The 14,109-nt window shown below is 66.6% G+C and carries 12 protein-coding genes; 7 read left to right on the top strand and 5 right to left on the bottom strand.

What is annotated here, in order from left to right:
* Positions 1 to 32: 32 nt before the first annotated feature.
* The 7 genes from ACIP5Y_RS13305 to ACIP5Y_RS13275 all read left to right on the top strand — a co-directional run bounded on the left by ACIP5Y_RS13305 (position 33) and on the right by ACIP5Y_RS13275 (position 8,485).
* The gene (locus ACIP5Y_RS13305; protein WP_400350009.1) at positions 33 to 722 is read left to right on the top strand and encodes a dTMP kinase; all 690 of its coding nucleotides are present in this window, start codon (positions 33 to 35) and stop codon (positions 720 to 722) included.
* 78 nt (positions 723 to 800) lie between these two features.
* Positions 801 to 1,478: an MtrAB system response regulator MtrA gene (gene mtrA / locus ACIP5Y_RS13300; protein WP_033090495.1), complete on the top strand. Its 678-nt coding sequence runs from the start codon at positions 801 to 803 to the stop codon at positions 1,476 to 1,478.
* On the top strand, positions 1,475 to 3,571 hold the full coding sequence (gene mtrB / locus ACIP5Y_RS13295) for an MtrAB system histidine kinase MtrB (RefSeq protein ID WP_400350008.1): 2,097 nt from the start codon (positions 1,475 to 1,477) through the stop codon (positions 3,569 to 3,571). The genes mtrA and mtrB overlap by 4 nt, the downstream gene beginning before the upstream one ends.
* Positions 3,568 to 5,364, top strand: a complete 1,797-nt coding sequence (gene lpqB, locus ACIP5Y_RS13290; protein ID WP_400350007.1) for an MtrAB system accessory lipoprotein LpqB — start codon at positions 3,568 to 3,570, stop codon at positions 5,362 to 5,364. The genes mtrB and lpqB overlap by 4 nt, the downstream gene beginning before the upstream one ends.
* Positions 5,365 to 5,697: 333 nt before the next feature.
* Positions 5,698 to 6,159: a ComF family protein gene (locus tag ACIP5Y_RS13285; protein ID WP_400350006.1), complete on the top strand. Its 462-nt coding sequence runs from the start codon at positions 5,698 to 5,700 to the stop codon at positions 6,157 to 6,159.
* Positions 6,160 to 6,391: 232 nt separating this feature from the next.
* Positions 6,392 to 7,063: a ribosome hibernation-promoting factor, HPF/YfiA family gene (gene hpf / locus ACIP5Y_RS13280; RefSeq protein ID WP_400351262.1), complete on the top strand. Its 672-nt coding sequence runs from the start codon at positions 6,392 to 6,394 to the stop codon at positions 7,061 to 7,063.
* A 141-nt stretch (positions 7,064 to 7,204) separates the two neighbouring features.
* Positions 7,205 to 8,485: an acetyl-CoA C-acyltransferase gene (locus ACIP5Y_RS13275; RefSeq protein ID WP_400350005.1), complete on the top strand. Its 1,281-nt coding sequence runs from the start codon at positions 7,205 to 7,207 to the stop codon at positions 8,483 to 8,485.
* Positions 8,486 to 8,598: 113 nt separating this feature from the next.
* Here ACIP5Y_RS13275 and bluB read toward each other — a convergent pair whose 3' ends face one another.
* The 5 genes from bluB to ACIP5Y_RS13250 all read right to left on the bottom strand — a co-directional run bounded on the left by bluB (position 8,599) and on the right by ACIP5Y_RS13250 (position 14,090).
* A complete protein-coding gene (gene bluB / locus ACIP5Y_RS13270) occupies positions 8,599 to 9,282 on the bottom strand; it encodes a 5,6-dimethylbenzimidazole synthase (protein ID WP_400350004.1) in 684 nt (227 codons plus the stop codon).
* Between the two features lie 80 nt (positions 9,283 to 9,362).
* A complete protein-coding gene (locus tag ACIP5Y_RS13265) occupies positions 9,363 to 10,616 on the bottom strand; it encodes a fatty acid desaturase family protein (RefSeq protein ID WP_400350003.1) in 1,254 nt (417 codons plus the stop codon).
* 95 nt (positions 10,617 to 10,711) lie between these two features.
* Positions 10,712 to 12,136, bottom strand: a complete 1,425-nt coding sequence (locus ACIP5Y_RS13260) for a fatty acid desaturase family protein (RefSeq protein WP_400350002.1) — start codon at positions 12,134 to 12,136, stop codon at positions 10,712 to 10,714.
* A 159-nt stretch (positions 12,137 to 12,295) separates the two neighbouring features.
* Positions 12,296 to 13,456 carry a ferredoxin reductase gene (locus tag ACIP5Y_RS13255; RefSeq protein WP_400350001.1) on the bottom strand — a complete coding sequence of 387 codons (1,161 nt, stop codon included), beginning with the start codon at positions 13,454 to 13,456 and terminating at the stop codon, positions 12,296 to 12,298.
* 130 nt (positions 13,457 to 13,586) lie between these two features.
* A complete protein-coding gene (locus ACIP5Y_RS13250) occupies positions 13,587 to 14,090 on the bottom strand; it encodes a DUF6912 family protein (RefSeq protein ID WP_400351261.1) in 504 nt (167 codons plus the stop codon).
* Positions 14,091 to 14,109: the final 19 nt, after the last annotated feature.

The following is a 14,109-nucleotide window of genomic DNA, read 5'->3' as shown; positions in this document are numbered from 1 at the left end:
GGTTGTGGGTATCGTTCGGTACCCTCGCGGGCATGGGTGTACTGGTTCCGGTGGAGGGCCTCGACGGCGCGGGCAAACGCACGCTCACCGAGGCCGTCGTCACCGCCCTGCGCGCCCGCGGCCTGCGCGTGGCCACCCTGGCTTTCCCACGCTACGGCGTTTCGGTGCATGCCGATCTCGCCGCCGAAGCGCTCCGCGGCGGACACGGCGACGTGGCCGCCTCGGTCAACGGCATGGCATTGCTGTTCGCCCTCGACAGATATGATGCGCGCGATCACCTGTCGAAACTGCTGGCGGACAACGACATCGTGCTACTCGACCGCTACGTCGCCTCCAATGCCGCCTACTCCGCCGCCCGGCTGGAGCAGGACGCGCACGGCGAAATAGTGTCCTGGGTCGGGGAATTGGAGTATGAACGTTTCGGGCTCCCCGTCCCGGATGTCCAGATCCTCCTGGATGTCCCGGTCGATGTGGCGGAAGAACGCGCGCGGCTACGCGGAGCAGCCGACACCGCACGCGCATTGGACGCCTACGAAAAAGACGGGGGACTACAGCGGCGGACCGGAAACGTCTACCGTGAACTCGCCGAAACGAACTGGCGGGGACCGTGGTGGATATATCGGTCCACTACGGATAAGGCAGCGTCCTCTGCAGAAAAGCAAATGGGCGGTGACGATCCGGCAACACTCGCGGCGCGGCTCGCGGAATTGGTTGCCGGATAGGGTTGGATGTGCGCCGACAGGTCACGACTGTTGGCGTGGCGGCCCGATCGGAGCGCGAGAGGTGACAACATAGTAGTTATGAAGCCGAAGATTCTGGTCGTCGACGACGATATGGCACTCGCTGAGATGCTCACGATCGTCTTGCGCGGTGAGGGTTTCGACCCCCACGTCGTCGGTGACGGCACGCAGGCGCTGACCGCGGTCCGGGAGCTGCGTCCGGATCTCGTGTTGCTGGACCTCATGCTGCCCGGCATGAACGGCATCGACGTATGCCGGGTGCTGCGAGCCGATTCGGGAGTACCCATCGTGATGCTGACGGCGAAGACCGATACGGTCGACGTCGTCCTGGGTTTGGAAAGTGGCGCCGACGATTACATCGTCAAGCCGTTCAAACCGAAGGAACTCGTTGCTCGGGTGCGGGCCCGCCTGCGCCGCACCGAGGAGGAGCCACAGGAACTGCTGTCCATCGCGGACATCGTCATCGACGTGCCGGCGCACAAGGTGACCCGCGGCGGCGCGCAGATCTCGCTGACCCCGCTGGAATTCGATCTACTGGTGGCGCTGGCCCGCAAGCCACGCCAGGTGTTCACCCGCGAAGTGCTGCTCGAACAGGTCTGGGGCTACCGGCATGCCGCCGATACCCGCCTGGTCAACGTGCACGTGCAGCGGTTGCGCGCCAAGGTGGAGAAGGATCCCGAGAACCCTGAGATCGTGCTTACCGTACGAGGTGTTGGGTACAAGGCCGGACCGCCGTGATCGCTGGTTCCAGAAACCGCGTTCAGCGGTGGCTGGCGGTAGTGGTGGCCTGGTTCCGCAATGTCGGTGAACAACTGGGCCACGTCTGGCGGCGTTCGCTGCAACTGCGCGTCGTCGTGTCCACCCTCACCCTGTCGTTGATCGTGATCACGATTCTGGGCGTCGTGCTCACGAGTCAGATCACCGACAGGCTGCTCGACGCGAAGATCAACGCGGCCGTCGAGGAGATGGCGCGCGCCCGGAATACCGTCCAGAACAACCTCACCGGAGTCCACGACTCCGGCACCCAGCAGGGCCGCCTGGAGGACGCCCGCCGTGCCCTCGCCGGCAACGGCGGGACCCAATCCAGCGGCGCCGCAGGCAGTTACGACTCCGCGCTGGCCATGATCGGCGACAGCCAGCAGGAGATCACCGCCGGGCCCATCCAGGAAGTCCCGCCCGAACTGCGGCACTTCGTGAAGGAACGCCAGGTCAGCTACCAGTTCGCGACGGTCTCCGATCCGGACGGGTACCGCGGGCCCGCGCTCATCATCGGCAGCCCGGCCACCGATATCGACTCGCTCGAGATCTACCTGATCTTCCCGCTCACCAACGAGCAGCGCAGCCTCTCGCTCATGCGCGGCACCATGCTCATCGGCGGCATCGTGCTACTGGTCCTGCTCGCCGCCATCACCGCCCTGGTGACCCGGCAAGTCGTGCTGCCCATCCGATCCGCCGCCCGCATCGCGAGTCGCTTCGCCGACGGACGACTCAAAGAGCGCATGCTGGTGCGCGGCGAGGACGACATGGCCAGGCTGGCCATGTCTTTCAATGAGATGGCCGAAAGTCTTTCCAACCAGATCACCCAATTGGAGGAGTTCGGAAATCTGCAGCGCCGCTTCACCTCCGACGTCAGCCACGAACTACGCACACCATTGACCACCGTGCGCATGGCGGCCGACCTCATCCACGGATCCAGCGACGACCTGGACCCGGCGCTGGCGCGCTCCGCCGAACTGCTCGTCAACGAACTCGACCGCTTCGAGGGACTGCTCAACGACCTGCTCGAAATCTCCCGCCACGACGCGGGTGTCGCCGAACTCCAGGTCGAATCCCTCGACGTGCGCATGTGCGCGCGGGCCGCCGTCTCCACCGTGCGGCACCTCGCCAAGGAATCCAGCGTCGAACTCGTCGTCGACCTGCCCGAGGAACCCCTTGTCGCCGAGGTGGATCCGCGCCGCGTCGAACGGGTACTGCGCAACCTGCTCGCCAATGCCATCGACCACAGCGAAGGCAAACCCGTCCTCATGCGCATGCGCGGCGACGTGGACGCCAATGCCGTCGCCATCGTGGTGCGCGACCAGGGCGTGGGCCTGCGGCCTGGGGAAGAGAAACTCGTCTTCAACCGCTTCTGGCGCTCCGACCCCTCCCGCATGCGCCGCTCCGGCGGCACCGGACTCGGCCTGTCCATCAGTGTCGAGGACGCCAACCTGCACGAGGGCAAACTCGAAGCCTGGGGCGAGATCGGGGTGGGCGCCAGCTTCCGGCTCACGCTGCCGCTGGTCCGCGGCCGCAAACTCGGACCCAGCCCGCTCTCCCTGGAACCGCCCAAGCAGCGCGGCGCGGTCGTACCCGAACAGCTGGCCCTCGACATCGGCGGCGCCGACGCCCTCGCGGCCCTCGCCGCCGCGAACGAGCTGCCCGCCCTCGAGGCCGGCCCCACCGTGGAGGGCGCGCCCGAACCGCCCCTCGCCTACGATCCGCCGACCCTCGGATTCATCTCCGGCACCGGCGTATTCGCGCCCGAGAACAACGGTGATCTCGGCGGCGAGAGCTATGGCGGACTCGTCGGCGAAGACCACGGCGGCCTTGTCGGCGAGAATCACGGCGGTCTCGTGGGCGAGGATCACGGCGGCCTTGTCGGCGAGGACCACGGCGGTCTCGTGGGCGAGACCAATGGCGAACTCGCCGGTGAAAGCACCGGTGACAGCACCGAATCCGCGGCAGCGGATGAATCCGGCCATGCCACTACCGGGTCCGGCAACGGACCGGGGCCGGACGACGAATCTCCGGGCGAGAGTGTGCTCGCGGACACGGAGGACGGGAAGCCATGAGTCTTCCCGTATCGCGTCCGGCGCGGGCGCTGGCGGTGGTCTGCTGCCTGCTCGGGCTGACCGCCTGCGCGAGCCTGCCCGATTCGTCCGCTCCGCAGGCGCTCGGCACCATCGACCGGCAGCCGGCCAGCCTCGGCCCCACCCCGCCCATCGCCGGGCGGGAACCCGAACAGCTGCTGCAGGACTTCTTCGCCGCCACCGCCGACCCCACCAACCGGCATCAGGCGGCGCGCCAATACCTCTCGCCCGCCGCCAATGTGCGCTGGGACGACGCCGCCGGCACCACCATCGTCGACACGCCCGACACCTTGCGCGAATCTCGGAGCTCCGACAACGCGACCTTCGTCATCCGCGCCCGCAAGATCGGTGAACTCTCCGCCGACGGCTCCTACCGGGCCAGCGACGGCACCCTGGAGAACAAGGTCGAGATGGTGAAGGTCGACGGCCAGTGGCGCGTCGACGACCTGCCCGCCGGCGTGCTCATCGAACAGACCGCATTCGCCAAGTCCTACAAGCGGTTCTCGCTGTTCTTCCCCAACCTCAACAGCAATGCCATGGTCCCCGACCTGCGCTGGATCTCCGCGGGCAAGGAACAGCTGACCGACAAGCTGCTCGGCATGCTCGCCCAGGGCCCGAACGCGGCACTCGCGCCCGCCGTACGGAATCCCTTGTCCGGAGCGGTGTCCCTGCACGGACCCGTCACCAAGGCCAATGGCGAGACCGCCAATATCGGCGTCGGCGGCGGCGGGGTCGCCATCGACTTCACCGGCGCCGCCACCCTGGACCCGAAAACCCGGGAACTGCTCGCCACCCAGGTGGTGCTCACCCTCGCGGGGGCGGAGGTGCTCGGGCCCTACGTCCTGCAGGGTGACGGCAAACCCCTCGACGACCGCTTCCCCGGCGGCATCAACCGCACCGACGTCGAGCAGATGGGGCCCGACGCCATCGCCAGCAACAAGGCCGGACTGCACGCGATCCGGGACGGCTCGCTGGTCGCCATCACCGATACCGGAATCACCGCCGCCCCCGGCTTCTTCGGCACCACCCACACGCTGCAGACGGTGGGGCTCTCACCGGACGGGCAGCTGGTGGCCGCCGTCGCCCGGTCCGGCCGGCCGGATCCGGAACCCGAACGCACCCTGATCATCGGAACCTATGACGGGCAGGGCTTCCCGGTCGCCACCGGCGGCACCTTCACCCGGCCGACCTGGCCCGCCGACGGCAGTTCGGCCTGGTCGGTGGTGGACGGCGACAAGGTGATCCGGGCCGTGCACGACCGCAGCACCGGCAATGTGTCAGTCCAGGACGTGGACATCTCCGACCTCACCGCGGCCGCCGCCAACAGCAGCACACCGCGCGGGCCCATCACCGAACTGCGCATCTCACCCTCCGGCGCGCGCGTCGCCCTGGTCGCCAACGGCAAGGTGTACGTCGCCACGGTCGCGCCGCAGCCCAACGGCAAGTACTCGCTGACCTCCCCGGTCCCGCTCGCCATCGGGCTGAGCACGCCCGCGGTCTCCATCGACTGGCTCAGCGACGAACGCGTCATCATCGGCCGCGACGGCAATGTCGACCCGGTCGCCGGCGTCCTGGTGGACGGCTCCGAATATCGCTCGCAGACAACGCAGAACCTCACCCCGCCGGTCCGCATCGTCACCGCCTCACCGGACGGCGAGTATGTCGCCGACTCCCGCGCGGTCCTGGAACTGACCCGCAATCCCGAAGGCGGCGAATACTACTGGCGCGAGGTCCCCGGCCTCGGCGCCAACGCCATCCCGGTGCTGCCGGGTTAACGGACTTGCCCGCACAGCGCTGTCGATGTGTGCGGGGGTGCGAGGTTGCGGTGTTGGGGCGCTTTGCCATTCCACTGACCCGCAGGCGGGCGCACACTGAGTGGCATGGGGGATGACATGCCGAGAGGGGCGGGGAGCCGCAGCGGGGGCGTGGGGGAGCTGCTGGATTTGATCTTGCCGCGCGCCTGCGGCGGGTGCGGGGCGGCGGGCACGGGGTGGTGTGCGGATTGCGCTCGGGCACTGGCGGGTCCGCCGCGGCGGGTGCGGCCGCGCGCCGATCCCGGGGTGCCGTGCTGGGCGCTGGCCGCCTATCGGGGTGCGCCGCGGCGCGCGGTGCTGGCCGCCAAGGAACAGTGGCGGCGCGATCTGGCCGGGCCATTGGGCGCCGCATTGGCCAGGGGGCTGGAAAGTTTGCGCGATACCGCGCGGCCGTTGATTCTGGTCCCGGCGCCGAGCCGGAAGGCGGCCGCACGGCGGCGCGGCGGCGATCCGGTGGTGCGTGCGGCGAACGTCGCGGCGAGTTGGCTGGTCGATTGCCGACTGATACGCATGTTGCACATGCGACCAGGAGTGAGGGACTCGGTCGGCCTCGGGGCGAGCGACCGCCAGCACAATCTGCGCGGGCGGATCATCGTAGCCCCGCCCTGTCCGGATACCGCCCGGTTTTCGGCAAATGCCGAGGTAGTACTCATTGATGACGTGTTGACCACCGGTGCCACAGTGAGCGAATCGGTGCGTGCGCTGGCTGGGGCGAATGTGACGGTTCGTGCCGTGCTGGTTACTTGTGTCGCTTGATTCTTCGAAATTTGCGTGAACACTGGCGGACAGGTCGCTGGCGTACTAGCGTCGCGATCAGACACCCGAACCGCAAGTTTGGAGGTGGCGCCTCGGACCATCAGTGCCGAGCGAATTCATCGATCGGCACACGTTTCAATCCCGCCGCACGAGCGGCTTGTGCGGCCAGATCCGGGAGGTACGCGTGACGACTTCTTCACGACCTTCAGCGAAGAACGCAGAGACTGCGGTGCTGCTGGATGACGAGTTCATCCAAGACGATTCCACTACGGACAACCACGCTGACGTCGTGGTCAAGGGGCGGACCCTGGGCGAGGGAGGTGTCCCCGACCATTTCCGAATCCATGTCGCGGACAAGCTTTCCCGCTTGGAACGCTTCGACCCCACCATCTACCTCTTCGACGTGGAACTCACGCACGAACGCAATCGTCGTCAACGCAAGAACTGCCAGCGGATAGAAATCACCGCACGCGGCAAGGGCCCTGTCGTCCGGGCCGAAGCGTGCGCCGACAGCTTCTACGCCGCTCTCGAGCAGGCGGTCGAGAAGCTGGAGAGCCGGTTGCGCCGGCTCAAGGATCGCCGTCGCGTACATCATGGGGACAAGACACCGATCTCGGTGTCCGAAGCGACGGCCGGACTCATCGACGAAGCCCTGTTCGGTCCGAACGGAGCCGTCGCTGCCCACCAGCACTCGCCCGATGACCTGGACGGTGAGAATGCCGGTCCCGGCCACGTGGTGCGCACCAAGACCCATCCCGCGATCCCCATGACGGTCGATGACGCCCTCTACCAGATGGAGCTCGTCGGCCACGATTTCTTCATGTTCATGGACAAGGAGACCGACCGACCGTCGGTCGTCTATCGCCGCCACGCTTTCGACTACGGCCTCATCCGGCTCGCATAAAGCAGGCGCCCGAACAGGATCGATCACCTTTCCGACCGGGGCTTTCCCAAGGCCCCGGTCGCTCGACACACTGCGGCCGCGGTCGGCCGGATCACTGCGCGAAGACTTGCTGTGACAGCGCGTATCAGTTACAACTGACTCGTGAGTAAACGAGCCGTCATCGTCGCCGGAGCACGGACTCCGTTCGTGCGGGCATTCACCGACTACACCCGGATGGATTCCATCGACCTGGCCGATCGCGCGGTGAGCGGCCTGCTGGAACGCACCGGACTCGCCAAGGCGGCGGTGCAGGCCATCGTGTGGGGCGGGGTCATCCTGCCCAGCGCGGCGCCCAATATCGCCCGCGAAATCGCGCTCGACCTCCAACTCGACCCGGGCTGCGAAGGCTATACGGTCACCCGCGCCTGCGCTTCCGGCCTGCAGGCCGTGGTGTCCGCGGCCGCCGCCATCGAACGCGGCGAGTACGACATCATGATCGCCGGCGGCAGCGACTCCACCTCCAATGCCGAGGTGAAGCTGCCGCAGAAGCTGGTGCACGTCGGCGCCCCGCTCGCGCTGGGCAAGCCCAAGGCCCGGGACTACCTGAGCGCCGCAAGCCAATTGGCGCCCTTCTACGACCTCATGCCGCGCCGCCCCAAGATCCAGGAGCGCACCACCGGCGAGGTCATGGGCGAATCCGCCGAGAAAATGGCTGCCATCCACAATATTTCGCGCGTCGAACAGGATCGCTTCGCCGTCACCTCGCATCACCGCGCCGCCGACGCCATCGAATCCGGCCGCTTCGACGCCGAGGTGCTGACCGTCACCACCCCGGACGGTGTGACCGTCGAGCGCGACGGCCTGGTCCGTCGCGATACCAGCATGGCCAAGATGTCCAAGCTGGCACCGGTTTTCGCCGAACACGGCACCGTGACCGCCGGCAATGCCAGCCCGCTCACCGACGGCGCCGCCGCGGTTCTGCTCATGAGCGAGGACAAGGCCCGCGAACTCGGCCTGCAACCGCTCGCCGCCTTCCGCTCCTGGAGCTTCGTCAGCGTGGACCCGCGCGACCAGGTCCTCATCGGCCCGGCCATTTCCATGCCCCGCGCCCTCGACAAGGCCGGAATGTCCCTGTCCGACATCGATTTCGTCGACATCCACGAGGCCTTCGCCGCCCAGACCCTCTCCGTCGTCTCCGCCCTGGCCTCCACCGACTGGGCCAAACAGCGCCTGGACCGCGACACCGCCGTCGGCGAAATCGATCCGGCCATCCTCAACGTGCACGGCGGCTCGGTCTCCCTCGGCCACCCCTTCGGCGCCACCGGCGCCCGCATGGTCACCACCATGGCCAATGAATTGGCCCGCACCGGCAAGTCCGCCGCCCTGCTCGGCATCTGCGCCGCCGGCGGCATCGGCGCCTCGGCGGTGCTCGAACGGGTCTGACCACCCCGCTACCCCGGAATTCCTGCCTCGTCGGTCACCTGCGATCGACGAGGCACGGCCGTGCCGGCGCGGTTGTCCGAGCCCGCTCATCGCGGACGTTCGATCCGTAGTGATCAGCCGCGCGGAATGAGGTCGTCCGCGCGGTCGGTGAAACGACCCCAGTGGATGGCGTCCTCGAGTGGGCGGCGGTTGCGCCAGCCGAAGCGTTCCAGGTCGGGGACGGCCTGGAATTCGGTGACCGGGCCGACGCAGAGCCAGGCGACCGGTTTCACGTGCGCGGGCAGGTCCAGGAGATCGGCGAGCACGGGCTCGTCGTAGAAGCTCACCCAGCCGACGCCGACACCCTCGGCGGTGGCGGCCAGCCACAGGTTCTGAATGGCGAGAATCGTGGAGTAGATACCGGTCTCGGGGACCGAGGCGCGGCCCAGCACATGCGTGCCGCCGCGGGACTGATTGTGGGTCACGACAATGCCGGTGCCGGACTCGACAATGCCCTCGATCTTGATCGGATTGAAGGTCTCGGAGCGGTCCGCGGGCAGTGACTCGTGGAATTCGCGGCGTTTGTCCCCGACGTGATCGGCGAACTTCTGCAACATCGCCGGCTCGCGGATCACCACGAAATCCCAGGGCATGGAGTTACCCACGCTCGGCGCGCGATGCGCGGCCTCGAGAATCCGCATCAGCGTTGCATCGTCTACGACTTCCCCGGTGAATTCCGCGCGCACGTCGCGGCGCAGGCGGATGGCGTCGTAGACGCTGAGACACTCGGTGGGTACAGCGGGACCTTCAGATAACACGTCCCCTAGTGAACCAGGTACGGAAAAGGCTCCGCCGACCGGTCGGCGGAGCCTTTTCCGGCGTGTTCCGGTGCGGGCGGTCAGCCCGCCAGGGCCGGCTGCTTGCGGCGGGCCAGGCGGCGACCGCCCTCCTTCAGCGCGGTGCGCAGGCCCTTGTAGCGGCCGGTCACCGGGTCGATGTAGCCCTCGCCGCCGAAGACCTTCTCGGACTTGGTTTCCGGGGCGTCATCGGTGCTGCGGCGCAGGTACTTGTTGGGCAGCGACAGCTTCATGATGGTGCGCCACGACTTCGCGTACTGCACGGGCAGCGAGCCGGTGGTGTACGGCAGGTCGTACTTATCGCACATGGCGCGCACGCGAACGGCGATGGAGGCCAAGCGGTTCGACGGCAGATCCGGGAACAGGTGGTGCTCGATCTGGTGCGAGAGGTTACCGGTCATGAAGTGCATGAGCGGACCGCCGGAAATATTGGCGGAGCCCAGCATCTGACGCAGGTACCACTCGTCGTGGGTCTCGCTCTCCACATCGCCCTTGGTGAACTTCTCGGCGCCGTCGGGGAAGTGGCCGCAGAAGATGACCGCATTGGTCCACACATTGCGGACGACGTTCGCGGCCAGATTCGCGGTCAGCGTGCCCAGGAAAGCCGGACCGGTGAGCAGCGGGAAGATCAGGTAGTCCTTGGCGGCCTGCTTGCCGATCTTCTTCAGCACCAGGTTGCGGTCCTTCTCGAACTGGACGCGCTCGGGCGAGCCCGGCGCCCACTTCTTCTTGGCGAGCTTGCCGAGTTCCAGATGCTGAATGGCCACACCGTATTCGAAGAACATCTGCAGCAGCAGGTTGTACACCGGCTGGCCCAGGTAGAACGGCGACCAGCGCTGGTCCCGGGTGACACGCAGCAGGCCGTAGCCGATGTCGTCGTCCATGCCGAGCACATTGGTGTACTTGTGGTGCAGGAAGTTGTGGGTGATCTTCCAGTGCTCCGACGGCCCGGCGTTGTCCCACTCCCATTTGGTGGAGTGGATTTCGGGATCGTTCATCCAATCCCATTGGCCGTGCATGACATTGTGGCCGATCTCCATGTTCTCGATGATCTTGGCCGTGCCGAGCAATGCGACACCCGCGAGCCACGCCGGCGGGAACAGGCTGAAGAAAAGCACTCCACGACCGCTGATTTCGAGCGCACGCTGCAGGCGGATCACATTGCGGATGTACTTTGCGTCGGATTCACCCCGGGATGCCTCGATCTCGCGGCGGATGACATCTAGCTCCGCGCCGATCGCTTCGACATCCTCCGGGGTGAGGTGTGCGTATTCCTTGACATCCGAGATCGCCATGGAGGTTACAGTACCGTAGGTTACGGCTCCGTAGGTTACAGGCGATCGAATCTTTAACGTGTCGAATACCGCATTGTTTTCGAGACCCGACTCTGCTAGCGCTTACGACGCAGAATACGCGACGAACGCCGCTCCCGCCCGGCCTTCGCCTGCAGCAGCGCCTTTTCCTGACGCGCCTTTTCCTGCAGCGCGACCTTGGCCTCACGCAGGACGGCCTTCTCGTGCTGCGCCTTCTCCTTCAGGGCCACCTTGGCCTCCTGCAGCGCCGACCGCAGCCCGCGCCGCTGACCCGTCACCGGATCCACACCGTTCAGGTGATGTTCGGCCAGCCATTCATTGTTCTGCAGCCATTCGTTGTTCTGCAGCGACGGCAGGGACGGCAGCGTGATGCCCGCGAATTTCCGCTCCGAAGACGTCTCCGGCGCATCGTCCGAGGTCCGGCGCAGGAAACGGTCCGGCAGCGCCAGCTTGTGAATGGTGCGGAACGCCAGCAGGTATTGCTTGCCCAGCGAACCCGTGGTGTAGGGCAGGTCGTACTTGTCGCACAACTCCCGCACCTTCACCGAGACCTCCGCATACCGGTTGCTCGGAATATCCGGGAACAGGTGATGCTCGATCTGGAAGCTGAGATTGCCGCTCATGAACGCCATCACCGGGCCCGCCTGGAAATTGGCGCTGCCGAGCATCTGCCGCAGGTACCACTCGCCCGGCGTCTCGTTCTCGAATTGCTCGACGGTGAATTTCTGGGCGCCGTCCGGGAAATGGCCGCAGAAGATGACGGCGTATGCCCAGAGATTGCGGATCAGGTTCGCGGTGGCATTCGCCTTCAAGGTCGACTTCCACGCCGGACCCGTCAATGCCGGGTAGATGACGAAGTCCTTCGCCACCTGCTTACCGGCCTTGCGCCAGAACGCCTTGTTGGGCTCGGAGAAGAGCTCCTTGGGCGATACACCCATCTGCTCCTTGATGGCAGCCAGATCGTGGATCGCGATACCCCACTCGAACAGCGCGGCCAGCACCAGATTGGCGAACGGCTGCGCGAGATTGATCGGCTTCCATTCCTCGTCGCGCGTCATGCGCAGGATGCCGAAGCCCAGATCGTCATCCATGTCGAGGATGTTGGTGTACATGTGATGCGAGTAGTTGTGCGCGGCCTTCCACTGCGCCGACGTCCCCGTCATATCCCACTCCCACGTGGTGGAGTGGATCTCCGGGTCGTTCATCCAATCCCATTGCCCGTGGCTGATGTTGTGCCCGAGCTCCATGTTCTCGATGATCTTCGCGACCGAGAGCAGGGCGGTACCGGTCAGCCAGGCCCAGCGCTTCTTGGAGGCGAAGAGCGTGGCACGACCCGACGCCTCGAGGATGCGCTGCGCGGCGATGGTGTAGCGGATGTACTTGGCATCCCGCTCGCCCAGCGAGACCTCGACATCGCGGCGAACGGTGTCGAGTTCGCGGCCCAGTGCCTCTATATCCGCCGCCGTGAGATGAGCGAACGCCTTGATGTCGGTGATGGCCACCGGAGGTCCTTCCGTGTTTCGCGGTAGCCCGACATTGGGCCGCGAGGTGAGAGCGCTGATGCCGCTTCCGGCGGGCTCGACTGGTATCGAGGGTATCCGGTCAACGACCGGTGCGCGTCACGTGGTTCCCGCGATCCCGTTGCCGGGCGGAGTCGCGTGTCACACGTCCAGGGTGCAATCGCCGGCCGCGGCGGAGATGCAGGTCTGCACCTTGTCGCCGGCCCGGTGTTCGTTGCCGTTGCGCAGATCTCGCACATGGCCGTCGGTGACGGTCAGCACGCAGGTCTGGCAGATGCCCATGCGGCAGCCGAACGGCATCTGGACACCCGCGCTCTCGCCCGCCTGCATGAGGGTGGTCGCGCCGTCCACCTCGATGCTGCGGCCGGTCTTCGCGAAGGTGACCTTACCGCCCTCGGCCGTGGCGGAGCGTTCGATCTCGAACCGCTCCACATGCAGCTGATGTTCCAGGCCCGCTGCGGCCCAATGCTTCTCGAGCTCGTCGAGCATGCCCAGCGGACCGCAGGCCCAGGTCTCGCGTTCCCGCCAGTCCGGGCACACCTCGTCCAGATCGGCGAGCGCGAACTTGCCGTTCTCGCCGGTCAGGTGCAGATGTGCGGTGAAACTCGGGTGCTTGTCGTGCATTTCGCGCAACTCGTCACCGAACATGACATCGTCGGGCGTGCGCGCCGAATGAATGTGCAGCACATCGGTGACCGCGTCGCGGCGGTCCATGGTGCGCAGCATGCCCATCACCGGGGTGATGCCCGAACCGGCCGTCACGAACAGCACCTTCGGCGGAATCGGCTGCGGCAGCACGAAACCGCCCTGCGGCGCCGCCAGGCGCACGACCGCGCCCTCCGGCACACCGCTCACGATGTGACTGGACAGGAAGCCCTCCGGCATCGCCTTCACGGCGATCGAGATGAGCCGCTTGCCCTTGTGTTCCGGATCCGACCAGTCGGGCGGACTGGTCAGCGAATAGGACCGCCAGTGCCAGCGCCCGTCCACCAGAATGCCGATGCCGATGTACTGCCCCGGCTCGAACTTGAAGTCGAAACCCCAGCCCGGCTTGATCACCAGGGTGGCGGAATCGGCGGTCTCCTTGCGCACCTCCACGATCCGCCCGCGCAGCTCGCGCGCCGACCACAGGGGATTCACCAAATGCAGGTAATCGTCGGGCAGCAGGGGAGTGGTGATACGTGCCGCGGCTCCCCGCAGCGCGTCGAGGGGTGTACGCCCGGCGGTGGCGCCCTCGGCCACCGGAGCCTCCAGCCACTCGCGCAAGCTACGCACGGAGAACCCGCCACTCTTCGAAGCCATGATCCGGAAACCCGTTCCTATCGTCGTACCGCATCCTGTCACAGTCAGGTTACGGCATCGTAGGTTACGGCGCCGTCGGTAGCGGTTGGGTATGGCGCTCCGGAGGTCCGGAACCCGTGGTTGTCGCTGTTCAGAGCAGCTCGAGCAGGAACGGCAGCTCCTGCGCCGCGTACCAGGCGAGCTGGTGATCCTCGGCATCGCCGAGCACGAATTCGGCATCCGGATCGCCCATATCGGCGGCGTCGATCACATCGACGGCCTTGGCCACATCGGCCTCCGCCTCGGCCAGGTCCACATGGATCGAGGCGATCCGGTCATAGGGGATGGCGGCCGAGAGTCGCACCACCGCATCGTCCAGATCCGGTCTCAGGGTCACCCCGTCCACGTCGGCGGCGATGACCGCGCGCCGGTAGATCGGCTTGTTGTCGGCGGCCTGATCCTCGGCCAGCAGCCGCAGTGAGGCCCGCGCGGCCTCCTGCATCGCGACCTCGGCCAGTTCCTCGTCGTCCCCGGAGGCGTAGGCCTCGCGCAGTGCCGGCGTCACCGCGAAGGCGGTGTCGTTGATCGCCCGGAGCTCCCGGTCGGCGACCAGTTCCCGCAGCATCGGCATGGTGGCCGGGACGTACACCCGCAGCTTCTTCGATACGGCGGAC

The organism is Nocardia sp. NPDC088792, assembly GCF_044750615.1.
GTDB lineage: Bacteria > Actinomycetota > Actinomycetes > Mycobacteriales > Mycobacteriaceae > Nocardia.
Note: the sequence above shows the minus strand (reverse complement) of the source record. Positions and strands in the feature narration are given on the sequence as shown.

Bases quoted from the DNA above. Each gene is read 5' to 3' on its own strand.
- ACIP5Y_RS13305 (WP_400350009.1), top strand. From the start codon at position 33: ATGGGTGTACTGGTTCCGGTGGAGGGCCTCGACGGCGCGGGCAAACGC.
- mtrA (WP_033090495.1), top strand. From the start codon at position 801: ATGAAGCCGAAGATTCTGGTCGTCGACGACGATATGGCACTCGCTGAG.
- lpqB (WP_400350007.1), top strand. From the start codon at position 3,568: ATGAGTCTTCCCGTATCGCGTCCGGCGCGGGCGCTGGCGGTGGTCTGC.
- ACIP5Y_RS13265 (WP_400350003.1), bottom strand. From the start codon at position 10,616: ATGGCGATCTCGGATGTCAAGGAATACGCACACCTCACCCCGGAGGAT.
- ACIP5Y_RS13255 (WP_400350001.1), bottom strand. From the start codon at position 13,456: ATGGCTTCGAAGAGTGGCGGGTTCTCCGTGCGTAGCTTGCGCGAGTGG.